Genomic DNA, 22,163 nt, shown 5'->3' on the forward strand with positions numbered 1-22,163 from the left:
CCCGGCGTTCGCCGGGTTTTTGCTAATATTCGCCGCTGATAACTGCTATCCTTTGGAAAAACCGCAGAGGAGAGAGAGATGTATCCCGTTGACCTGCATATGCACACCGTCGCCAGTACCCACGCTTATAGCAACCTCCATGATTATATCGCCCAGGCGAAGCTTAAAGGCATCAAGCTGTTCGCGATCACCGATCATGGCCCGGATATGGCGGATGCGCCGCACTACTGGCATTTTGTGAATATGCGGATCTGGCCACGTCTGGTGGACGGCATTGGGATACTGCGCGGCATTGAGGCAAACATCAAAAATACCGACGGTGAGATCGACTGCACCGGACCGATGCTGACGTCTCTTGACCTTATCCTCGCCGGCTTCCATGAGCCGGTTTTTGCTCCTCAGGATAAAGAGACCAATACCGCGGCGATGATTGCCACCATTGCCAGCGGCAATGTGCACATTATCAGTCATCCCGGTAACCCAAAATATCCGATTGATATTCAGGCTGTCGCGCAGGCGGCAGCGAAGCACCGCGTGGCGCTGGAGATTAATAACTCCTCTTTTGTTCACTCGCGTAAGGGCAGTGAAGCCAACTGTCGCGAAGTGGCGGCCGCCGTCCGCGATGCGGGCGGCATGGTGGCGTTGGGCTCAGATTCTCATACCGCGTTTACGCTGGGTGATTTCAGCGAGTGCCTGAAAGTGCTGAATGATGTTAACTTCCCGGAAGCGCAAATCCTGAACGTGACCCCACGCCGCATGCTCGATTTCCTTGAGTCCCGCGGAATGGAGCCGATTGCCGAATTTGCCGATCTTTAATTGTGTTATGGAATCATAAAAAATGAACGAGTTTTCCATCCTCTGCCGCGTGCTGGGTACGCTCTATTATCGCCAGCCGCAAGACCCGCTGTTGGTTCCGCTTTTTACGTTGATTCGTGAAGGTAAACTGGCGCAGAACTGGCCGCTGGAACAGGATGATTTACTGGAACGTCTGCAAAAAAGCTGCGATATGCAGCAGATTGCGACGGACTACAATGCGCTGTTCGTCGGCGATGAGTGCCGCGTTTCGCCATACCGTTCTGCCTGGCAGGACGGGGCGACGGAAGCGGAAGTCCGCGCTTTCCTCTCCACCCGCGGTATGCCGCTGAGCGATACGCCGGCGGATCATATCGGTACGCTGCTGCTTGCTGCCTCCTGGATCGAAGACAACGCCGGGAATGATGAGAACGAAGCTATCGAAACCCTGTTCGAAACGTACCTGCTGCCGTGGGTCGGAACATTCCTTGGTAAAGTTGAAGCGCATGCCACCTCGCCATTCTGGAGAACGCTGGCACCGCTCACGCGCGACGCGATCGCGGCGATGTGGGATGAGCTCGAAGAAGAGAATGAAGGGTGACCTAGGTCACATAAACTCTGCAACTCTTCATTTCAAATTGCACATAATGTGCTTCTGATCGCATTTCTATGGTGCGCTTCTGCTAAGATGCGCGCCATGAACATATTACTTTGTATCGCAATAACGACGGGCATTCTCTCCGGACTTTGGGGATGGGTGGCCGTGTCTCTCGGATTACTCAGCTGGGCCGGATTCCTTGGCTGTACGGCCTATTTCGCCTGCCCGCAGGGGGGCGTCAAAGGGCTCTTTATCTCTGGCTGCACCCTGATGAGCGGTGTTATCTGGGCGCTGGTGATCATGAAAGGCAGCGCGCTGGCGCCGCATCTGGAGATGCTGGGATACGTGATGACGGGCGTTGTTGCCTTTTTAATGTGCATCCAGGCTAAGCATCTGCTGCTTTCATTTGTTCCTGGAACCTTTATGGGGGCGTGTGCGACCTTTGCAGGGCAGGGTGACTGGAAGCTGGTGGTCCCCTCCCTGGCGCTGGGGTTGCTGTTTGGCTATGCCATGAAAAACAGCGGTCTTTGGCTGGCGTCGCGGCGGGAAAAAGCGCAAAACGTCACGGCAGTGAGCGAATAAAAAAAGGCGAGATAATCATCTCGCCTTTTTTGTGCGCTTCCTGTCAGGATTCCGGAGGGACTGACATATCGCGGTATTTCACCAGTATGGGGTTCTGCACGTCTGCTTTGTTTTGCAGATCCCACAGCCCGCGGTCAATACCGTCGTTGATTAAGAAGATCACGCCGGTTTCAATGGCTGACATCAGACACATCATGACCGGCTCGTTGGAGGTGTAGCCAATTTCACCCTCCAGCAAACGCTGGTAATCGATGAAGCGGAATACCCCTGCCTGAACTTCATAGGACAGTATGGTTTTGCTGGTGTTCACCGAAGAGAGCACTTCGCCTGTACTGACGTTGACCACACGCAGGTTAACGGCAATTTGGTCGAGCTGGTATTGGGTATCCGCGCCGATACCGAAATACCGCGCGCCCGCTCCACCCGATTTAACGTTACTTTCGTAGCCAATAATCGATCCTTCAATCATCACGTTCGCTGCCGCCAGAGATTCCAGAGGCGTACGGTTATTGGCCGCGACGGTACCATTTTCCTGTGCTGCACGAATGATTTTACGTTCATTCAACAGGTTCTGGAGACCCTGACGTTCCAGGGGAATAAACCAGTGCGAATCCTTGAGCGCGGTAACCAGCATCGCGGTTGCGCTTTGCGGCACGGCCGTGGAGAAGTTACTTGCCGGGTAAGGTTTGAATTGCCCGGTTTCATCCTGAATGTTGTATACGGAGACAAATATTTTCCCCGTTGGAGCAGGTAAATGCGTTAAATCACGATAACTCTGGGCCCGAGGCATTAATGTAGGTTTTGCAGCTTCTTTAGGTGGAGCAGTTAAACAACCGCTCAATAAGCACACTGCAACAAAAATCAGGAAGCGCTGCATGATCGTTGTCCTTATTTAGCTATTGTTTAAAAGTCAGTTGAATTACTTTGTAGACCGGAAACCTGAATGGTGGAGATTCTTCCGGTTTTACGATCGGTCACGTTCAACTGAAGCTGTCCGTCAGTGTTGGCGATATCAACGATAAAGTCGTTGGTCACCATCCGGCCGGGTTTACCGGTATTAATGTTGGTCAGTAACCCACCTAAAATCTGCGACTGAATAGCTTGAGTGAAGTTGTCCAGTGCGGACGGGGTATCAATGCTAAAATCCTTTAAGCTGGGATCCTTATAGGAGTTTTGCGCCTGAGCTTCATTCAGCAGGAACGCGCCGTTGTTAGGGTTACCGCCAAAGTTAGGGTTACGGAACTGAAACGTCATGTTTCCGGCCCAGCTTATGGGTGTTATCAGCATTATCGAAACAACTGCATATGCAATACGCATGACAGCCTCCGCATATCGGTTCGCTAGAACTCGTCTTTTGCTAAATCGCTGGTGCTTAATAGGGCTTTATCTATTTGCAGGCGATTAATAGCGTCTTCTGATTGTGCCAGTGCCAGGGCTACGTTTTTATCGAAGTCCATTTTTGTGGGGAATAAAAACGTTTGATAAATAACGTACTGATTAGCCGTTATTGTTATCCAACTTCCCCATCGTGCACTGGGCCGCTCGTTGATCGTTATATTTCCGGTATAGGTACTGTCCCATTTATCACTAAAAGCACGGTAAAAACTGTGCCCGACCGATGAAACAGTGTGGTCTGTTAACAATCCGGGAACTTCGACCTCGACGGCCTTCAGATTCCCGGCAGCGAGCAGGAAACTCGCTGCGGCGATCCAACTCAACGTGCGCTTCATGTGATTAACGCCTGAGGTTATCGTTTGCCCACGAAACAGCCTGAGTTCTGTTTTTCACAGCTATCTTCTTGAAAAGATTATAAAGGTGCGTCTTTACCGTATTTTCGCTGATAAATAACGAACGGGCGATTTCAATATTTGAAGCACCAATGCGTAACTTATTCAGGATCTCTTTCTCACGGTGCGTGAGCAGTGCTGACTCTGAGCTGTTATAACGATAATTTCCCGAGTGCGTGATGAGATAACTGGCAAGCTTTTGCGAAAAATAACACTCTCCGCGCAATATACCTTGCAGACCCTCAACTACCCGGTCTTCTTCTTCTGTGACGTAGAACACGCCATTGATATGCGGCCAGCTTTCAATATCTCTGAAAGGATATTCATCAGGCGTATTCAACAATAGCACGCGGATATTGTTGTTTTTCCTGCTTAAAATATCTTGCCAGTAATGGATAAGTTTTTTATCCGCTTCCATCATATCGAAAAGAATGATGCTGCCAGGTGCAATATCATCAGAAGAACGTTGAATATTATGCAATTTCCCGTTCAGTGATAAAGATTGCTTTAAATGTTGTAATAATGCTGTCGCTTGCAGAGAAGGTTTTGTGATCAACATTAATGTATGACCATGTAAACTATGGACTTCATTATACATGATGAAACCCCACTTTATTTGGCACCTGGCAGCTGTCCTCCTGTTTAAAAGAGGACACCAGAAGTACTGACAGATGTTGCACTGCTGTGTGTAGAATCAGACCATAACCTCCACAGGGAGGTAAATATAAAACCAATTTCGTACATCTAATTTCAATCTAGCTTTTACGAAGTTTAAAGCAAGTGTTAAACATGTAACATAATGTAAAAATCAATATTAATTTGTGAAATTGAGTTGTTTTGAATGGCGAGAATTGATGAGAAAGTTGTACACATAAATAGAGCTGCACAGATTTTAAAAATCATACAAATATTTTTAATCTCATGATTTAAATGAATATTTATTATTTTTATAAAGCAATAATTTAGTATGAGTTACAGGTTTTTACTAAGCCCTCGAATGAGCAGCAGTCTGGCTTAAGAAAAGAGGCCTCGTGTCACATGCTGAGAAAAAATGTTCTCATGCCGTTACGTTTAAACACCCCGGGAGGAGGCGTGGACAGCTTTTGTCTTGCTGTACAACCCTTTCGAAAAATGTATTTAATAAAAAATATAAGCTGGCCTGAATAAAGTGGTTTTTGATGTAAATTACGACTTTGTGGTGATCTGAAAAATAAAAATAAGCCGCGCGGGTGAGATATTTAAAATGTTTCAGCGGACATACTCTTCACCGTAACGACGCGTTAACACAATACGAATCGTTTTTACATGTGACACTGTTATAGGGTTATGGAGTTATTCAATAACCAGGTCCAGGGTGACAACATGAAATACACATCGTTATTTATGATGTTTACATTACTGGGTGCGCCTGGATTTGTAACCGCAGCGAATTCAGATTTAGCAAATGCTGAATATAACTTTGCGGTTAACGAATTAAGTCTTTCATCACTCAATCAGGCAGCCATTATTGGTCAACAGGGTGTTTTCAATGACGCTCAGGTTCGCCAGGAAGGTTCGAAACTATTGTCCATTGTTTCCCAGGATGGGGCAGGCAACAGAGCGAGAGTTGATCAATCAGGGAGTTACAATATAGCCTGGATCGATCAGAGCGGAAACGCGAATGATGCAGGTATTACGCAAGATGGATACGGTAATAGCGCGAAAATTATCCAGAAAGGGTCGGGTAATAGAGCAAATATTACGCAGTACGGTACGCAGAAAACCGCAGTTGTAGTGCAGAAACAGTCGCAAATGGCGATTAACGTTATTCAACATTAGCGCTTTCGCGACGACTTTAATCAATCCGATGGGGGTTTACCATGAAATTTCTCAAAGTGGCAGCGCTTGCAGCAATCGTAGTTTCTGGTAGTGCTATGGCGGGTTCTATTAATCAGGGCGGCTGGGGTCATGGGCATGGTCATGGCGGATACAGTGGTCCAAATTCAACCCTGAATATTTATCAGGACGGTGGCGGTAACTCCGCGGTTGCTCTTCAGACAGACGCCAGAAATTCCGTGCTGAATATTACCCAGAAAGGTGGCGGTAACGGCGCTGACGTTGGTCAGGGTTCTGATGACAGTAAAATCAACCTGACCCAGAAAGGATTCGGCAACAGTGCAACACTTGATCAGTGGAACAGTAAAAAATCTGTTATGAACGTCAGCCAGTCCGGCGGCTTTAACGGCGCACTCGTTGACCAGACTGCCTCTAACTCTACTGTCAACGTTACCCAGATCGGTTTTGGTAACCACGCGACAGCTCATCAGTACTGATACTGAAATCTGTGCTACAAAAAAACAGGGCATCAGCCCTGTTTTTTTTCGGGAGTTCATCATGAATACCTTAATTCTCCTGGCCGCGCTTTCCAGTCAGATCACCTTCAAAACGTCGCAGCAGGAAAATATGACCACTATTATTCCTCAGGTCACTCTTACGCAGTCGTGTGATTGTCAGGTTCAGATTGTTTCTTTACGAGAAGGGCAGGGGGGGCAAAGTTCTTCCCGGCAGCAAAACACACTTTTTATACCCGCTAATCAGACGATTGATTTAATGCGCCTGAGTTTAAATATTAATGCAGGAGACACGGTAAAAATCGTTGTCACCGTTACAGATGGAAAATCGCTTCATTTATCACAACAGTGGTCGCCAGCGGAACGTTCGTTATAAAAATGTATTAAATCAATGCGTTGTGAATGTGGCGGGTCTGTGCCGTTGAGCTATGCTGATATCAGGGACCAGGTCGTTATGTTCCGTAACGTGAAACTTCGTTTGCCGTAATAAATGAAGCGCGTTTACCCCTCATGGACGATTTTCATTGAGGAGTACCTATAATGAACAACTATTTTGCTCGACTCGTAGCAGGTCTGGGTCTGGTCGTTTCTGCTTTGAGTATCCCGGCTTATTCGGCCACAGTTGTTGACGGCGGTGTCATACATTTTCGCGGTGCTATCGTCGCCGACCCTTGTGAAGTCACTCCGCAGAAGCAACAATTTGCAATGTCATGTCCAAATAATAACCGTATGCAAACGCGTATGGTCAGCTATGAAGAGGCGCTTAACGGGAAAGTGAGCGACTCAAACCTGGCAACGGTCAATATGAAATACCTTAATCCTGAAAAAACGCTTGCAGTTATTGAAATCCAGTATCGCTAATGCGCGTTCTCCCCGCCCTGCGGTGGAAGAGGATTTTTTCTGATAGTTTTTTCTCCCGGTCACCTCTGCGATACACTTAAGAAAAAGGCGGATTGCAGAGGGGCTTTATGAAACCGCAAATTGAAATTATTCAAGGCGATATTACGACAATGCACGTCGACGTCATCGTCAATGCGGCCAATCCTTCCCTGATGGGGGGAGGCGGTGTGGACGGGGCTATTCACCGTGCTGCCGGACCGCAGCTGCTCGAAGCCTGTAAAACCGTGCGGCAACAGCAGGGCGAATGTCCTCCCGGTCATGCGGTAATTACGCTGGCGGGCAATCTGCCCGCCAGAGCGGTTATTCATGCCGTAGGGCCCGTCTGGCACGGTGGCGATCGGCACGAGGCGAGTATTCTGGAAGAGGCTTACCGGAACTGTCTGCGACTGGCCGCCGACAACGGTTATAAAACGATGGCGTTCCCGGCTATCAGCACCGGCGTGTATGGTTATCCTAAGGCAGCAGCCGCAACGATCGCTGTAGAAACCGTTTACCGCTATCTGTCGTTAAAACCGTTGCCAGAGAAGGTGATTTTTGTCTGTTTTGACGACGACACCACGCATCTTTATCAGCGGCTTCTGACTCAGCGCAGACAAGAGCTGGAAAGCTGAAGCAAACGCGGCGCATCTGGTGCGCCGCGTGGTTTATGAGGCTTTTGCCTGCGGTTTTCCTGAAAAGAGGAAACGCAGGAGCGGGATCCGCAGATGGATTTCGTAAAGTACGATCGCCACCCCTACCACAAAAACCAGCCCGGTAAAGAAGCCCAGCGTGTTGGAGGCGATGTGCGGTGTGATGTAAGCCCCGAAGAAAAGCGTCAACGGATGATGCACCAGATAGATAAACAGTGATGCATTAACGAAGTAAGTCACGCGGCTGGACTTAAAGTTCAGCAAGCGATGGCCCAGCGCGAATACCACGTTCACCATCCACAGGCCCAGCAGCATCGTGATCACGCTTTCCGTTTCATACATCCAGGCGTCGCCGCTGCCGTAGCGCTGATTCAGCAGATATGCAGCGAACGCGAAGGTTGCCCCCAGCGCGCACCACGGTGACGGGGTGACAAACAGCGATTTAAGCTTTGGATGAATAAAAGCCAGCGCGCCGATTAAAAAGAACGGAATGTAGAACAGTGACTGCATCACCACGAAATTGAATAACCCGTCGCTCAAAATAGGCGGGTAAACGATAAGCAGCGTCCGTCGCACGGCGGCATAAGCGATCCCCAACAGCAAGAAGAGCACTGACAGTTTGCCCATCGTAACGTTGGCGAAGAAGGTGTCGGCTTTTGTACTCAGATGGTGGCGCAGGCGGCTAAAAATCAACAAACTTACCGTTGTCAGCACTACAAGGACCAGCAGGAACCACAGGTGAGACACCAGCTCCCAGACCAGCGTATTGTACTTTTCATAGAGCGTCAGATTCGGCCAGTTCTCCGCTTTGCCTTTGACGTATTGCAGCATAATGAACTGAGGCAGCGTCAGCAGCGGAATTGCGGTCAGCATCGGGATGCCCACGCGCTCCACGCGTACTTTCCACCATCGCTTAAGCGGGTATCGCAGAAACAGCATGTAAGAAAAATAGCCGGATATGACGAAGAAAACCTGCATTCGAAAGGCGTGAATAAAGTCGTTAAACAGCGTCAGCCACCAGGAGGGCATCTGGCTATTCACGTGCCAGGTGTGGCTGGAGTAAATCAGTGAAATGTGAAAGGGGATCCCCAATAGCATCAGCCAGGCCCTGATCGAGTCGAGGAAATATTCACGTTCTGTTGGTGTTGTGCTCATATAACGTTGTGCATTCTCAGACTTTTCGTCTTATCCCTAAGACTCATAATGGTTACATTCGAAGCCAACCCTACACCAAGACCGACACCCTGTCTCCAGGATAAGCACGCAAAGTGAATAGCGGGTTCTTTCATTTGCTTAATCCATGAGCCAGCAGCTGAACAAAGCAGTGATAATGTTGTCGGATTGCCTGAGTTTCCATTAAAATGGATCGGATCGATATAAGCACACAAAGGGGGAAGTGCTTACTTATTATGAAACATAAACCACAGATGATGAAAATGCGTTGGTTGGGTGCTGCAGTGGTGTTATCACTGTATACCTCATCGGCACTGGCCTTTAACATCGACGATGTCGCAAAACAGGCAAAATCGATGGCAGGCAAGAGCTACGAAGCGCCGAAAAGTAACTTGCCCTCCGTTTTCCGCGACATGAAGTATGCGGACTATCAGCAGATCCAGTTCAATCACGACAAAGCGTACTGGAGCAATATTAAAACCCCGTTCAAGCTTGAGTTTTATCATCAGGGTATGTACTTCGACACGCCTGTTGCCATCAATGAAGTGACGGCAACAGCGGTACGTAAGATCAAATACAGCCCGGATTACTTCAATTTTGGCAATGTGCAACACGACAAAGATACGGTGAAAGACCTGGGCTTCGCAGGCTTTAAGGTGCTTTACCCGATCAACAGCAAAGATAAAAACGACGAAATCGTCAGCATGCTTGGTGCCAGCTACTTCCGCGTGATTGGCGCGGGGCAGGTATACGGGCTTTCTGCGCGCGGACTGGCTATTGATACCGCGCTGCCATCAGGTGAAGAGTTCCCACGTTTCCGTGAGTTCTGGATTGAACGTCCAAAACCAACGGATAAACGTCTGACTATCTACGCGCTGCTGGATTCGCCGCGTGCGACCGGGGCCTATCGCTTTGTGATTATGCCGGGCCGCGACACGGTGGTTGACGTACAGTCTAAGGTTTACCTGCGTGATAAAGTGGGCAAACTGGGCGTTGCGCCGCTGACCAGCATGTTCCTGTTTGGGCCGAACCAGCCGTCACCGGCAACCAACTTCCGCCCGGAACTGCACGACTCCAACGGTCTGTCGATTCATGCCGGTAACGGTGAGTGGATCTGGCGTCCGCTGAATAACCCGAAACATCTGGCGGTGAGCAGCTTCGCGATGGAAAACCCACAAGGTTTTGGCCTGCTGCAGCGTGGTCGTCAGTTCTCCCGTTTTGAAGATTTGGACGATCGCTATGACCAGCGTCCAAGCGCCTGGGTCACGCCAAACGGTGACTGGGGTAAAGGTAAGGTCGAGCTGGTAGAAATTCCAACCAACGACGAAACCAACGATAACATCGTTGCTTACTGGACGCCGGATCAGCTGCCGGAAGCCGGTAAAGAGATGAACTTCAAGTACACCATTACCTTCAGCCGCGACGAAGATAAGCTGCATGCGCCGGATAACGCGTATGTGATGCAGACTCGCCGCTCAACGGGTGATGTGAAGCAGTCTAATCTGATTCGTCAGCCTGACGGTACCGTGGCGTTTGTCGTGGACTTCACAGGCCAGGATATGAAGAAACTGGCACCGGACACCGCCGTTGCCGCTCAGGCCAGCATCGGTGATAACGGTGAAATCGTTGAGAATACCGTGCGTTACAACCCGGTAACCAAAGGCTGGCGTCTGACCCTGCGCGTGAAAGTGAAAGATCCGAAACAGACCACTGAAATGCGTGCTGCGCTGGTCAGTAACGATCAGCCGCTGAGTGAAACCTGGAGCTATCAGCTACCTGCCAATGAATAATACATCTGAATATATTGATGCCATGCCGCTGACGGATATCGAAAAAGCGGCACTGCCTAAGAGCGACATCCGCGCGGTTCACACCGCGCTGGATGGTGAACATCGTCAGTTTTCCCGTGATGATGATACGCCGCTTGGGTCAGTCAAGGCGCGTCTGGAGCAGGCCTGGCCGGACTCGCTGGCGGAAGGGCAGTTGATTAAAGACGATGAAGGACGCGATCAGCTTCAGGCGATGCCGAAGGCCACGCGTTCCTCTATGTTCCCCGATCCGTGGCGCACCAACCCGGTGGGTCGCTTCTGGGATCGCCTGCGTGGACGTGATGTGACGCCGCGCTATCTGTCACGCCTGACGAAAGAAGAGCAGGCGTCTGAACAGAAATGGCGTACCGTGGGGACAATCCGTCGCTATATCCTGCTGCTTCTGACGCTTGCGCAGACGGTCGTCGCGACCTGGTATATGAAAACCATCCTGCCGTATCAGGGCTGGGCATTCATAAACCCTACGGACATGATGGGCCAGGATCTCTGGGTCTCCTTCATGCAGCTGCTGCCGTACATCCTGCAGAGCGGCATCCTTCTGCTGTTCGCGGTTCTCTTCTGCTGGGTCTCAGCCGGCTTCTGGACCGCGCTGATGGGCTTCCTGCAGCTGCTGATGGGGCGTGACAAATACAGCATTTCAGCATCAACGGTCGGGAATGAACCCCTCAATCCTGAGCACCGTACCGCGCTGATTATGCCTATCTGTAACGAAGACGTTGACCGCGTATTCGCGGGGCTGCGTGCAACCTGGGAGTCCGTAAAGGCCACCGGCAACGCGGAGCATTTCGACGTTTACATCCTGAGCGACAGCTACAACCCGGATATCTGCGTTGCAGAGCAAAAAGCCTGGATGGAGCTGATTGCGGAAGTGCAGGGCGAAGGCCAGATCTTCTACCGCCGCCGTCGTCGTCGTGTGAAGCGTAAAAGCGGTAACATTGATGACTTCTGCCGTCGCTGGGGTAACCAGTACAGCTACATGGTGGTGCTGGATGCTGACTCCGTCATGAGCGGAGATTGCCTGAGCGGTCTGGTGCGTCTGATGGAAGCCAACCCGAACGCGGGTATTATCCAGTCCTCACCAAAAGCGTCCGGAATGGACACCCTTTATGCACGCTGCCAGCAGTTCGCCACCCGTGTTTACGGGCCGCTGTTTACGGCAGGTCTGCACTTCTGGCAACTGGGTGAATCGCACTACTGGGGTCACAACGCCATTATCCGCGTGAAGCCTTTCATTGAGCACTGTGCGCTGGCGCCGCTGCCGGGCGAGGGTTCGTTTGCCGGCTCTATTCTGTCGCACGACTTCGTAGAAGCGGCGCTGATGCGCCGTGCTGGCTGGGGCGTCTGGATTGCCTACGACCTGCCGGGATCGTACGAAGAGCTGCCGCCGAACCTGCTGGACGAGCTCAAGCGTGACCGCCGCTGGTGTCATGGTAACCTGATGAACTTCCGCCTGTTCCTTGTTAAAGGAATGCACCCGGTTCACCGTGCGGTGTTCCTGACTGGCGTGATGTCTTATCTCTCCGCACCGCTGTGGTTTATGTTCCTTGCGCTCTCCACTGCGCTGCAGGTCGTCCATGCCCTGACGGAGCCGCAATACTTCCTCCAACCGCGGCAGCTGTTCCCGGTTTGGCCGCAGTGGCGTCCGGAGCTGGCAATCGCGCTGTTTGCCTCGACCATGGTGCTGCTGTTCTTGCCTAAGCTGCTCAGCATCATCCTGATCTGGTGCAAAGGCTCGAAAGAGTACGGCGGTTTCTTCCGCGTGACCCTTTCACTGCTGCTGGAAGTCCTGTTCTCCGTGCTGCTGGCGCCGGTGCGTATGCTGTTCCACACCGTGTTTGTGGTCAGTGCGTTCCTGGGCTGGGAGGTGGTCTGGAACTCACCGCAGCGTGATGACGACTCCACGCCGTGGAGCGAAGCCTTTATGCGCCATGGTTCTCAGCTGCTGCTGGGTCTGGTGTGGGCGGCCGGGATGGCGTGGCTGGATCTGCGTTTCCTGTTCTGGCTGGCGCCGATTGTCTTCTCGCTGATCCTGTCGCCGTTTGTCTCCGTGATCTCCAGCCGTTCGACGGTGGGGCTGCGGACCAAACGCTGGAAGCTGTTCCTGATCCCGGAAGAGTATTCCCCGCCGCAGGTGCTGGTGGATACCGATCGTTACCTGGAGCAGAACCGCAATCGCACGCTGGATGACGGCTTCATGCACGCCGTGTTTAACCCGTCATTCAACGCCCTGGCAACGGCTATGGCGACGGCGCGTCACCGCGCAAGCCAGGTGCTGGAGATTGCCCGCGATCGTCACGTTGAGCAGGCGCTTAACGAGACTCCGGAAAAACTCAACCGCGACCGTCGTCTGGTCCTGCTGAGCGACCCGGTCACGATGGCGCGTCTTCACTACCGCGTGTGGTCCGCTCCGGAGAGATACTCTTCGTGGGTAAACTACTATAAGGAACTGAAACTTAACCCGCTGGCGTTGAAGGCGAAGTAAGTTGTTAAGTAGGGCGGGTAAGCGAAGCGCCTCCCGCCAAATAAAATACCGGCTTAATCGCCGGTATTTTTTTAGAGGTTACTCATGAAAATAATCATCGTCGTACTGATGGCATGCCTGCTCAGCGGCTGCGGCAGTATCATCAGTCGCACCATTCCAGGGCAAGGCCACGGGAATCAGTATTACCCTGGCGTGAAATGGGATCTCCGTGATTCCGCATGGCGCTACCTGACCGTGCTCGATCTGCCGTTCTCGCTGATTTTCGACACGCTGCTGCTGCCGATTGATGCCAGCCACGGCCCTTACGAATAACCTACATTAACGTTCGTCCCACTCATCGGCTGCGGTTTGACCTTCTTCCGTATCAAGCGGCGGCTCGAGCTGAAACTCACCCTCATCCCACTCGTGGAGGGTGTTCTCTTCCAGCCATTCCTGCCGAAGTTCGATTTCGTCATAGTCGCCGTCAAAGACGGCCTGCGCACCTTCACCACTTAATATCGGCAAACATTCCCCTTCTTCACCTTCATCGGCAAAGAATTCGGCCTGCCACATAATATCCCCATCCTGCAGAACGTATTTCTGGATATTAAGCTGTTGCACGTCAGCATCTTCTTCTTCAACGCCGGGGTTGTCGGCGAGGAACTCTTCACGAGCGGCATCAATAGCTTCTTCCAGCGTGGCGTACATGGTCATTGGTGTCTCCCTGTTTTCCAGAAGGTTTCAGGGAAAGAATAGCTGAATATCTGATTCTGCAAGTATGAATACGAAAATAAGCTGTCAGGCGTTCGTCTTATTCCGTCACCGGCCGTAACGCGCGGGATAAACTAAACCATGAATAAATGGCATTGAACAACACGACGCCCGCCGTCACGATAAAGACGGCGCGAAAACCGAAGCTGGCGGAGACCCCAGCCCCGAGCAGCGGTCCGGTGACGTTACCGATGTCTCGGAACGACTGGTTATAGCTGAAAATACGCCCGGCAATCTGGTTTGTAGAGTTGTAGACCAGCAGGGTCTGAACGGCGGGCAGCAGCGCGCCGTCGGCTGCACCCAGTAAAAAGCGCAGAACGCCCAGCTGCCATGGCGTTTGCACCATCGACATCGGGATAAGCAGCAGGACGGAAATCACCAGCGCGCAGATCAGTATTTTTTCCGGACCCACCCGGTCCCCCAGTTTTCCGAGCCTCGGGGCGCTCAGCAGCGCCGCTACGCCGGGCACGGATGCAATGAGTCCGCTGATGAATGCAATGTTGCTGACGTTACCCGCCAGATCGCGAACGTAAAGCGTCAGAATAGGGGCAATCGACCCGGTAGCCACCTGGATAATCATTGTCGTCACGAACAGGCTCAGCACCAGTCTGGGATTTTTGAGCGAGGTCAGCACTTCCCTGGCGTGGAGCATCTCTTTTTTGGCGACAGGCGTGAAGTTTTCACGAATACAGAGCAGGGTGACGATGAAGCACAGGAACAACACGCTGGCGGTGATAAAGAAAACCGGCCGCAGTCCATAGCTATCGGCCAGGAGTCCGCCGGCCAGTGGCCCCAGCAGGGCACCGCTCACGCCGCCGGTTGAGAGCGTGCCCAGCGCCCAGCCGCTTTTATGGCGGGGAATTTGTGTGGCAATCAGGGCGTTCGCGTTGGGAATAAATCCTCCCAGCAGGCCCAGCAGCGCGCGCAAAATCAGGAACTGCCAGACGTTTTGCGCCACGCCCATCAGCGCCATGATGATGGCCATCCCCAGCGCCGAACGCAGCAGCATGATTTTTCGCCCCTTGCGGTCGGCAAGGCCGCCCCAGAAGGGTGAGGCTATCGCGGAAAACAGGAACGTGATGCTGAATACCAGGCCGGACCACATATTGAGCGCACTGTGGCCCGTCACGCCCAGCTGTTCGACGTAGAGCGGCAGGAAAGGCATAACCAGGCTAAACGCCGCGCCGGTGAGGAAACAACCAAGCCACGCAACCGTGAGGTTACGCTTCCAGTTTATGGGGGCATCTGAGGGTGACATAACAATCCGCATAATGAGGTGCTGAGCACCTGAAGCATGAAGTAATAAGCCTGCTAATTATGCGCCTGGGTTATGAATGCCGCAATGAGGGGGAGCTTTTAAAGCTAAAACAGCATGCGGCCCTGAGGGCCGCATGAGAATTAATAGCGAGACGGCGTGCCTTGTGGCCGCGTTTTAAAGCGGCGGTGCAACCACATGTACTGCTCGGGCGCCAGCATAATGCACTTCTCCACAACGCTGTTCATCCAGCGCGCGGTAGTTTCCGCATCGTCGAGCGGCGGCGCGAGTTCCGGCTCCAGCATCATCAGCTCGTAGCCTGAACCATCCGGCTTACGGCGGGGAACAAAAGGCACGATGGCGGCTTTGGACATCCGCGCCAGCATCCAGGTTCCGGTCGTTGTGGCGGCCTCTTCAACGGCGAAGAAGGGGACAAATACGCTGGCCTGCGGGCCATAGTCGTGGTCGGGGGCGTACCAGACCACTTCACCGGATTTCAGCGCGCGGATCATTCCCTTCAGATCTTTACGGTCGATCATGCTTTTGTTGGAGCGCATGCGGCCGTTGGTCTGGATTAAATCGATGACCGGGTTATCGTTAGGGCGATAAACGCCAATGCCCGGCGCCTGCATGCCGAACATGCGCGCCCCGATTTCAAGCGTCAGGAAATGGACGCCAATCAGCAGAACGCCCGTCTGGTTGGCCTGAAGCGTATGCACCGGATCCATGCCGGTGCCCGTCACCTCGCTCCAGCGAGCCATGCGTTTGTCCGGCCAGAACCACGCCATGCCGGTTTCCATAAGGCCCATCCCGACGGATTCGAAATTCTTCGCAACCATATCGTGACGCTCTGACTCGCTCATCTGCGGAAAACACAGCTCAAGATTGCGGTACGCGATTCTGGCTCGACGTTTCATAAACAGTTGCGCGAAGCGGCCCAGAAATTTACCCAACCGAAAAATAACAGGGTAGGGAAGCTGTACCAGAAGCCATAAAAAGCCGATGCCAAGCCAGGTCAACCAATAGCGGGGATGCAAAAGGGCGGCAGTAAATTTTGGTAACTGGGTCATGTCTTTCCTGTGTTCAAACGTCCTGTTTTGCTAGTGTCTCATTTTTTGAGACGTAGCCAAAATATCTGCTTTCGAAGCGTGCACGATTACAGCAATTGTTAAGCCTGATTAATCAGGGTGTGTGAAATGTAGCGTAAATTGTGTGGATGTAAATTGGTTTTGTTTGCTATATGATGCCGACCGATTTTTCATTCTCTCTAACGAATCCAGGACTGTACACCATGCCAGTGTTACATAACCGCGTTTCGAATGAGATGTTAAAAGCGCGTATGTTGGCTGAAACCGAACCGCGCACAACCATCTCATTCTATAAATACTTCACGATCGACGATCCGCAGGCGACCCGCGATGCGCTTTATCAGGCGTTCACGGCGCTTAACGTCTTCGGCCGCGTCTACCTTGCCCGTGAAGGCATCAACGCGCAGATTAGCGTACCGGAAAGCAAAGTCAGCGCCTTCCGTGACGTACTTTATCAGTTTGACCCTGCACTCGACGGCTTACGCCTGAACATTGCCCTGGATGATGACGGGAAATCCTTCTGGGTGCTGCGCATGAAGGTGCGTGAACGCATCGTGGCGGACGGTATCGACGATCCTGAGTTTAACCCGTCGGACGTCGGTGAATACCTGAAGGCGGCGGAAGTGAATGCGATGCTGGACGATCCGGATGCCGTATTCATTGATATGCGTAACCACTATGAGTACGAAGTGGGGCATTTCGAGAACGCGATGGAAATCCCGGCTGATACCTTCCGCGAGCAATTGCCCAAAGCGGTTGAGATGATGCAGGTGCATAAAGATAAAAAGATCGTTATGTACTGCACCGGCGGTATCCGCTGTGAGAAAGCCAGCGCGTGGATGAAGCACAACGGCTTCAATAAGGTCTGGCACATTGAAGGCGGCATTATTGAGTACGCTCGTCGCGCCCGTGAGCAGGGGTTGCCGGTACGCTTTATCGGGAAAAACTTTGTCTTTGACGAGCGGATGGGTGAGCGTATCTCTGAAGACGTTATTGCCCAGTGCCACCAGTGCGGCGCGCCGTGCGATACCCACACCAACTGCAAAAACGACGGCTGCCATCTGCTGTTCATTCAGTGCCCGGCCTGTGCCGAGAAGTTTAACGGCTGCTGTAGCGAGCTGTGCAGTGAAGAGAGCATCCTGCCGGAAGAAGAGCAGCGTCGCCGTCGCGCAGGACGTGAAAACGGCAACAAGATTTTTAATAAATCACGCGGTCGTCTGAATACCAAACTGGGTATCCCTGACCCGGAATGATAAAAAAGCCCGGCACGGTGAAAGCCAGCCGGGCGAAGTTATTATGATTTCTGCTGTACCCCTTCAACGGAAATAATCAGCTCCACGTCCTGAGACGCCGGGCCTAAATCCGTTGTGATATTAAAATCTTTCAGGTGAATTTTCCCTGCCGCTTCAAAACCTGCGCGTTTACCGCCCCACGGATCGTCACCCTGACCCAGTAATTTAGCATCAAGCGTGACCGGTTTTGTTACGCCGTTAAGCGTCAGGTTGCCGGTAATATTCAGCTTATCACCGTCTTTCTTCACCTCAGTAGAAGTGAAGGTCGCCTGCGGGAATTTCGCGACGTTGAGGAACTCCCCACTGCGCAGGTGTTTATCGCGCTCTGCGTGGTTCGTGTCGACGCTGTTCGTATTAATCGTCACATTGACTTTATCGGCCGCGGGATTTTTCTCGTCAAAGGTGAACGTGCCGTCAAAATCCTTAAAGGTGCCGTACAGCCAGCTGTAGCCCAGGTGCTGAATACGGAAATTGACGAAAGCGTGCTGGCCCTCTTTATCAATTTTATAATCCGCCGCCACGGCGGAACCGGCGGTGAATAACAGAGATCCCAGGGCGATACCCAGCAGGTGTTTTTTCATTTTATGCTCCAGAGTCAACTGACGAGCGGCCAAGCATGCGCTTTAGCGTATCGTCTTTATCAATAAAATGGTGCTTGAGGGCGGCAAGCCCGTGAAGTACGGACAGGATCACCACGCTCCAGGCAAGCCAGAGGTGAACTACCCCCGCCGTATCGGCCTGCGCCCCGGCATCGCTAAGCGTTGCCGGAACCTCGAACAGGCCAAAAACGTTAATCGGCTTACCGTCAGCCGTCGAAATGAGATAGCCGCTAATCAGGATGGCAAACAGCAGCGCATAGAGGGCAATATGCGCGGCGACTGCACTAACGCGGGTAAATTTGCTGTGAGACGTTGGCGCGGCGGGCGGCGGGGAGATATGTCGCCAGATCACGCGGAAGACCAGCCCCAGCATCAGCAGGACACCAATACTTTTATGCAACTCTGGCGCCTGGTGATACCAGCCATCGTAATAGCTGAGCGTGACCATCCAGAGCCCAAGTCCAAACATACCGTAGACGGCTAGAGCAAATATCCAGTGCAAACTTATGGATATTATTCCGTAGCGCCGGGAGGAGTTACGCAATTGCATCAGAATGTCCATTTTCATATTAACCGAAAGGTAAAAATGGACGGGAAGAGGTGATATTGCAACTGAAATAATTGTCTATTGATTTTTATTTTATTTATTTCAGCGTTTTTGAACAGGATCAATAAATGTAATTCAATGTCTTCGTGCAAGATGAAATTGAGAGTTTCAGCAAACCTAAATAAACGTCAATTATTGTCAATCATGGTTTTCAATAAAATACGATGTAAACAAAATCAATAATGGCCAGCAGCGCCCACAGTAAGATATAGAGCATAAAATGCTCGCGAATATTATTCATAAGAAAGTTAACTATCCTGCGCATAACGCCCCAACATGCAGTGTAAATGAAACGGGCTCCGGGACGTCCGGAGCCCGTAGCGGATTATCCCTTAAAACGCGAGAGGGAGAAGGGCGTCAGATCAAACTGCGGCGTGATGCCCTGGGCAAACTGCGCGGCGATTTCACCCAGCACGGAAGCAAACTTAAAGCCGTGGCCGCTCAGCCCGGTGATAAGCAGGACGTTGTCATGCCCTGGCAGGGTATCAATTATAAAGTCTTCATCCGGCGTGTTGTCGTAGGTACAGGCCGCGCCATACAGCAAGCCGCCAACGCCTGGAAGAATATTGCGCAGGAACGAGAAGGCCTCTGAACCATCCTGTGGCCAGGCGCCGAAGGGTTTACGCTCTTCAGGGGAGGAGATAACCTGGCCCCCGTTGTGTTTACCGATTTTCAGCGCGTCTTTCTCGGAAGGGAAACCGTAGAACTGATCGCCATTCGGCAATTCGCCGGTAAAGGCCGGGAATTTATTCTGCGCGCTGTAGCGCCCATCCGACTGGAACCAGGAGAAGACCTTACGCACCGGCTGGACAGGCAGTTCCGGCAGCAGGCGCGTGACCCAGGTTCCTGCGCTGACGAGCAGGCGGGACGCTGAATAGTCGCCGTCAATAGTCGTTACCGTGACGCCATTATCGTCATGGGTTATGGCCTCTACCGGACAGTTAAACAGCTGCGCGCAGCCGGCTTTCGCGGCAAGATCGATCCAGGTTTTGATCGCCGTTTCACAGTGCAGCACGCCGGAGTGGGCTTCAAAGAGGCCAATGTAATCGTCGGGGACGGTAATTTCAGGCCAGCGCGCGGTAATGCCCGTCGCGTCCAGCTTCTCGACATCAAGATTAAAGGCTTTTGCGCTGCGCTCGACGCTGGCGAGAAAATCAGAATGGGAAGGGCCAAGGTTGATAACGCCGGTACGCTCGAAAATACGCTCTTCGGTCTGCTTCGCCAGCTCGTCCCACAGCGTCTGGGCGCGAAGCACCAGCGGTACATAGCGCTCGCCTTCTCCATACGCGTGGCGCATGAGGCGGGTATCGCCATGATGGCTGCCCTCTGAATGAGGAGGAAGGTGGGCATCGATCATCAGGACCTTCAGGCCTGCCTGTGTTGCGTAATAACCGGCGGCGGAACCCACGGAGCCGCTACCAATAATGATTAAGTCGTATTTCATATGCATCTCATAAACTGACGTTTTGTTAGCAGAGTAATTAACAACGCGGGGTTAGACAAGGGAGAAATAAATAAGGCACCGCGAGGGTGCCTGTAGAGAGAAAAGTGGGCATAAGCTTAGTGCCGTTTATACTCATTTTCCTGATAGTCGCCAGATTCTATTTTTGCAATACCTGCTTCTAAAATAGAAATAAACTGACGGGCGACGTCTGTTGTTAGCCACAGCGTCTGTCCAACTTCCGCTTCTTCACGGTTGAGTTGATTCGGGGTCTGGTAGTGCAAACGCAGCATCAGCGCATCGTAGCTATCTACGGTACTGATATCCCAGCCAACCAGTGGATGGGTCTGGATCACTTCACTATTCTTTTCCATTATAACCCCCTTAATGCGTGTTAGAAGACAACGGCTCTGAGGTTCAATGCATGTTTTTCTGAAAGCATCTTCAGTATACCAAGTAATAAGGGTTCCGACGGGAAAAATAAACAGCTGGCAACACATTTTTCTGCTTTTTAGGATTGTTCGAACAATAAAACACCATCTTGTTCACGATTCTTAAAGAAGATGCCGAATTAATTTGAACTTGCAGGATTTACAGACAAAAAAAAGCCGGGGCGACCCGGCAAAAAACACAATGAGGGAGCAGTGTTAATCTGTGATAAACCAGTCGTCAGCGCTTTCCCACGTTTCCTGCAGGATTTCGCTGATGCGATCTTTATCTTCTTTCGCAGCACCAATGACGGAGAGGTTGTTCGCCGCGGCGTAACGCACCGTTACGGCGCCCGCGTTATCGGGAAAGGTGTTGTTAATACGGCGGGATAATTCGCCTGCCAGTGCATCAAGCGCGCCGGCAGGCAGAACGGTAGTTTTGGCTATGGTGACTTCAATACGCATAAATGCCCCCTGTGCAATATACTGTTTATTTATACAGGTATATTATCTGTTTGACAACAAGGGGGATTGATTTTTTAACGTTTTACCGTCCAGCTTACGGTTTCGCCCGCCAGGAATGGGATCAGCGTGTCATCCGTCAGGGCAATGGACTCCTCAACGTGGCTCGCTTTCCGCTCCAGCTCGATGAAGGTGTCGTTGACCGGCAGGCCGTAGAAGCGCGGGCCGTTAAGGGAGCAGAATGCTTCGAAATGTTCCAGCGCGTTCATCTCTTCAAATACGGTTGCGTAGCTGGCAAGCGCCGTTGGGGCGTTGAAGCAGCCTGCACAGCCGCAGCTCGCCTCTTTACGATGGCGGGCGTGAGGCGCGGAGTCGGTACCGAGGAACGCGCGGGAGAACCCGCTGGCGACCAGCGCGCGCAGCGCCTGCTGGTGGATGTTGCGTTTGAGGATAGGCAGACAGTAGAGGTGAGGGCGCACCCCGCCCACCAGCATGTGGTTACGGTTAAACATCAGGTGCTGTGGCGTAATGGTGGCAGCGATAAGATCGTTGCCGTCACGCACGTACTCTGCCGCGTCTTTGGTGGTGATATGCTCAAATACCACCTTTAGCGCGGGCAGGCGCTGGCGCAAAGGCTCCATCACGGTCTCGATAAAACGGGCTTCACGGTCGAAGATATCAATCTCCGCGTGCGTGACTTCACCATGGACCAGCAGCGGCATACCCAGTTTCTGCATGCGTTCCAGAACCGGCATGATGGCATCAATGCTGGTGACGCCGTGGCTGGAGTTGGTGGTGGCATTCGCCGGGTAGAGTTTCGCTGCCGTAAAGACGCCTTCGTTAAACCCACGCTCCACTTCGTTCGGGTCCAGCGAGTCGGTCAGATAGCAGGTCATCAGCGGGGTAAAATCGTGTCCCGCAGGCACGGCATCCAGGATGCGCTGGCGATAGGCTATCGCGGCATCGACGGTGGTGACTGGTGGAACCAGGTTAGGCATGACAATCGCGCGGCCATAAATTTCGCTGGTATAAGGCACGACGGTTTTCAGCATATCGCCATCGCGCAGATGGATATGCCAGTCGTCAGGGCGGCGGATTTTAAGAACCTGGGGTTGTGCAGTCATGGAAGCTCCGGCTTG

Annotated in this window: 27 protein-coding genes; 12 read left to right on the plus strand and 15 right to left on the minus strand. The window is 52.1% G+C overall.

Annotation, left to right across the window (positions count from 1 at the left end; translation table 11 throughout):
- Nucleotides 1-78: 78 nt before the first annotated feature.
- From ELK40_RS08645 to ELK40_RS08655, 3 genes are all read left to right on the plus strand, one after another.
- Nucleotides 79-816, plus strand: coding sequence for a phosphatase (locus tag ELK40_RS08645; protein WP_008500850.1), 738 nt, complete (start codon nucleotides 79-81; stop codon nucleotides 814-816).
- A 22-nt stretch (nucleotides 817-838) separates the two neighbouring features.
- Complete coding sequence (locus tag ELK40_RS08650; RefSeq protein ID WP_127730359.1) at nucleotides 839-1,393, plus strand: molecular chaperone; 555 nt, start codon at nucleotides 839-841, stop codon at nucleotides 1,391-1,393.
- Between the two features lie 96 nt (nucleotides 1,394-1,489).
- Nucleotides 1,490-1,972 carry a DUF1097 domain-containing protein gene (locus ELK40_RS08655; RefSeq protein WP_127730361.1) on the plus strand — a complete coding sequence of 161 codons (483 nt, stop codon included), beginning with the start codon at nucleotides 1,490-1,492 and terminating at the stop codon, nucleotides 1,970-1,972.
- Between the two features lie 43 nt (nucleotides 1,973-2,015).
- Here ELK40_RS08655 and csgG read toward each other — a convergent pair whose 3' ends face one another.
- Genes csgG through csgD form a run of 4 tightly spaced genes read right to left on the minus strand, consistent with a single transcriptional unit; the run spans nucleotide 2,016 to nucleotide 4,357 of the window.
- A complete protein-coding gene (gene csgG, locus ELK40_RS08660; protein ID WP_021240792.1) occupies nucleotides 2,016-2,849 on the minus strand; it encodes a curli production assembly/transport protein CsgG in 834 nt (277 codons plus the stop codon).
- Between the two features lie 26 nt (nucleotides 2,850-2,875).
- Nucleotides 2,876-3,289, minus strand: coding sequence for a curli production assembly/transport protein CsgF (csgF, locus tag ELK40_RS08665; protein ID WP_023311106.1), 414 nt, complete (start codon nucleotides 3,287-3,289; stop codon nucleotides 2,876-2,878).
- A gap of 23 nt (nucleotides 3,290-3,312) precedes the next feature.
- Nucleotides 3,313-3,702 (minus strand): curli production assembly/transport protein CsgE, encoded by a 390-nt coding sequence (gene csgE / locus ELK40_RS08670; protein WP_008500845.1) that lies wholly within the window; start codon nucleotides 3,700-3,702, stop codon nucleotides 3,313-3,315.
- Nucleotides 3,703-3,706: 4 nt separating this feature from the next.
- Nucleotides 3,707-4,357 carry a biofilm master transcriptional regulator CsgD gene (gene csgD / locus ELK40_RS08675; protein ID WP_127730363.1) on the minus strand — a complete coding sequence of 217 codons (651 nt, stop codon included), beginning with the start codon at nucleotides 4,355-4,357 and terminating at the stop codon, nucleotides 3,707-3,709.
- Nucleotides 4,358-5,121: 764 nt separating this feature from the next.
- Between csgD and csgB the strand changes: the two genes are divergently transcribed.
- The 5 genes from csgB (at nucleotide 5,122) to ymdB (ending at nucleotide 7,600) form a co-directional block, all read left to right on the plus strand.
- The gene (gene csgB / locus ELK40_RS08680) at nucleotides 5,122-5,577 is read left to right on the plus strand and encodes a curli minor subunit CsgB (RefSeq protein WP_111966173.1); all 456 of its coding nucleotides are present in this window, start codon (nucleotides 5,122-5,124) and stop codon (nucleotides 5,575-5,577) included.
- A gap of 41 nt (nucleotides 5,578-5,618) precedes the next feature.
- Complete coding sequence (gene csgA / locus ELK40_RS08685; protein WP_008500842.1) at nucleotides 5,619-6,071, plus strand: curli major subunit CsgA; 453 nt, start codon at nucleotides 5,619-5,621, stop codon at nucleotides 6,069-6,071.
- Nucleotides 6,072-6,132: 61 nt separating this feature from the next.
- Nucleotides 6,133-6,465, plus strand: a complete 333-nt coding sequence (gene csgC, locus ELK40_RS08690; RefSeq protein ID WP_127730365.1) for a curli assembly chaperone CsgC — start codon at nucleotides 6,133-6,135, stop codon at nucleotides 6,463-6,465.
- A 164-nt stretch (nucleotides 6,466-6,629) separates the two neighbouring features.
- A complete protein-coding gene (locus ELK40_RS08695) occupies nucleotides 6,630-6,950 on the plus strand; it encodes a type 1 fimbrial protein (protein WP_127730367.1) in 321 nt (106 codons plus the stop codon).
- Nucleotides 6,951-7,057: 107 nt separating this feature from the next.
- A complete protein-coding gene (gene ymdB / locus ELK40_RS08700) occupies nucleotides 7,058-7,600 on the plus strand; it encodes an O-acetyl-ADP-ribose deacetylase (protein ID WP_111966170.1) in 543 nt (180 codons plus the stop codon).
- Between the two features lie 33 nt (nucleotides 7,601-7,633).
- On the opposite strand, the gene mdoC is transcribed toward ymdB, so the two are convergent.
- A complete protein-coding gene (mdoC, locus tag ELK40_RS08705; protein WP_115874712.1) occupies nucleotides 7,634-8,773 on the minus strand; it encodes a glucans biosynthesis protein MdoC in 1,140 nt (379 codons plus the stop codon).
- Nucleotides 8,774-9,027: 254 nt separating this feature from the next.
- Between mdoC and mdoG the strand changes: the two genes are divergently transcribed.
- The 3 genes from mdoG (at nucleotide 9,028) to ELK40_RS08725 (ending at nucleotide 13,414) form a co-directional block, all read left to right on the plus strand.
- Nucleotides 9,028-10,581, plus strand: coding sequence for a glucans biosynthesis protein MdoG (gene mdoG / locus ELK40_RS08715; protein WP_111966168.1), 1,554 nt, complete (start codon nucleotides 9,028-9,030; stop codon nucleotides 10,579-10,581).
- Entirely contained in the window at nucleotides 10,574-13,102 is a 2,529-nt protein-coding gene (gene mdoH / locus ELK40_RS08720; RefSeq protein ID WP_115874713.1) for a glucans biosynthesis glucosyltransferase MdoH, read from the plus strand. Before mdoG ends, mdoH begins: the two co-directional genes overlap by 8 nt.
- Nucleotides 13,103-13,186: 84 nt before the next feature.
- Complete coding sequence (locus tag ELK40_RS08725) at nucleotides 13,187-13,414, plus strand: YceK/YidQ family lipoprotein (RefSeq protein WP_032650824.1); 228 nt, start codon at nucleotides 13,187-13,189, stop codon at nucleotides 13,412-13,414.
- Nucleotides 13,415-13,420: 6 nt separating this feature from the next.
- Here ELK40_RS08725 and ELK40_RS08730 read toward each other — a convergent pair whose 3' ends face one another.
- The 3 genes from ELK40_RS08730 to ELK40_RS08740 all read right to left on the minus strand — a co-directional run bounded on the left by ELK40_RS08730 (nucleotide 13,421) and on the right by ELK40_RS08740 (nucleotide 16,177).
- Nucleotides 13,421-13,795 (minus strand): MysB family protein, encoded by a 375-nt coding sequence (locus ELK40_RS08730; protein ID WP_023311118.1) that lies wholly within the window; start codon nucleotides 13,793-13,795, stop codon nucleotides 13,421-13,423.
- Between the two features lie 97 nt (nucleotides 13,796-13,892).
- On the minus strand, nucleotides 13,893-15,110 hold the full coding sequence (gene mdtG, locus ELK40_RS08735; protein WP_115874715.1) for a multidrug efflux MFS transporter MdtG: 1,218 nt from the start codon (nucleotides 15,108-15,110) through the stop codon (nucleotides 13,893-13,895).
- Nucleotides 15,111-15,250: 140 nt separating this feature from the next.
- On the minus strand, nucleotides 15,251-16,177 hold the full coding sequence (locus tag ELK40_RS08740) for a Kdo(2)-lipid IV(A) acyltransferase (protein WP_115874716.1): 927 nt from the start codon (nucleotides 16,175-16,177) through the stop codon (nucleotides 15,251-15,253).
- Between the two features lie 221 nt (nucleotides 16,178-16,398).
- Between ELK40_RS08740 and ELK40_RS08745 the strand changes: the two genes are divergently transcribed.
- Nucleotides 16,399-17,448, plus strand: a complete 1,050-nt coding sequence (locus ELK40_RS08745; RefSeq protein ID WP_115874717.1) for a rhodanese-related sulfurtransferase — start codon at nucleotides 16,399-16,401, stop codon at nucleotides 17,446-17,448.
- 41 nt (nucleotides 17,449-17,489) lie between these two features.
- Here ELK40_RS08745 and ELK40_RS08750 read toward each other — a convergent pair whose 3' ends face one another.
- From ELK40_RS08750 to pyrC, 7 genes are all read right to left on the minus strand, one after another.
- Nucleotides 17,490-18,068 carry a YceI family protein gene (locus tag ELK40_RS08750; RefSeq protein WP_045401851.1) on the minus strand — a complete coding sequence of 193 codons (579 nt, stop codon included), beginning with the start codon at nucleotides 18,066-18,068 and terminating at the stop codon, nucleotides 17,490-17,492.
- A gap of 1 nt (nucleotide 18,069) precedes the next feature.
- Nucleotides 18,070-18,636, minus strand: coding sequence for a cytochrome b (locus tag ELK40_RS08755; RefSeq protein ID WP_111965848.1), 567 nt, complete (start codon nucleotides 18,634-18,636; stop codon nucleotides 18,070-18,072).
- Nucleotides 18,637-18,844: 208 nt separating this feature from the next.
- Complete coding sequence (locus ELK40_RS08760) at nucleotides 18,845-18,958, minus strand: YceO family protein (RefSeq protein WP_032639612.1); 114 nt, start codon at nucleotides 18,956-18,958, stop codon at nucleotides 18,845-18,847.
- A 60-nt stretch (nucleotides 18,959-19,018) separates the two neighbouring features.
- Nucleotides 19,019-20,137, minus strand: a complete 1,119-nt coding sequence (solA, locus tag ELK40_RS08765; protein WP_127730369.1) for an N-methyl-L-tryptophan oxidase — start codon at nucleotides 20,135-20,137, stop codon at nucleotides 19,019-19,021.
- A gap of 116 nt (nucleotides 20,138-20,253) precedes the next feature.
- On the minus strand, nucleotides 20,254-20,508 hold the full coding sequence (gene bssS, locus ELK40_RS08770; RefSeq protein ID WP_008500827.1) for a biofilm formation regulator BssS: 255 nt from the start codon (nucleotides 20,506-20,508) through the stop codon (nucleotides 20,254-20,256).
- A gap of 273 nt (nucleotides 20,509-20,781) precedes the next feature.
- On the minus strand, nucleotides 20,782-21,027 hold the full coding sequence (gene dinI / locus ELK40_RS08775) for a DNA damage-inducible protein I (RefSeq protein WP_008500826.1): 246 nt from the start codon (nucleotides 21,025-21,027) through the stop codon (nucleotides 20,782-20,784).
- A 74-nt stretch (nucleotides 21,028-21,101) separates the two neighbouring features.
- Nucleotides 21,102-22,148, minus strand: coding sequence for a dihydroorotase (gene pyrC / locus ELK40_RS08780; RefSeq protein ID WP_127730374.1), 1,047 nt, complete (start codon nucleotides 22,146-22,148; stop codon nucleotides 21,102-21,104).
- Nucleotides 22,149-22,163 lie beyond the last annotated feature (15 nt).

This window comes from Enterobacter sp. N18-03635, from assembly GCF_004006055.1.
GTDB lineage: Bacteria > Pseudomonadota > Gammaproteobacteria > Enterobacterales > Enterobacteriaceae > Enterobacter > Enterobacter vonholyi.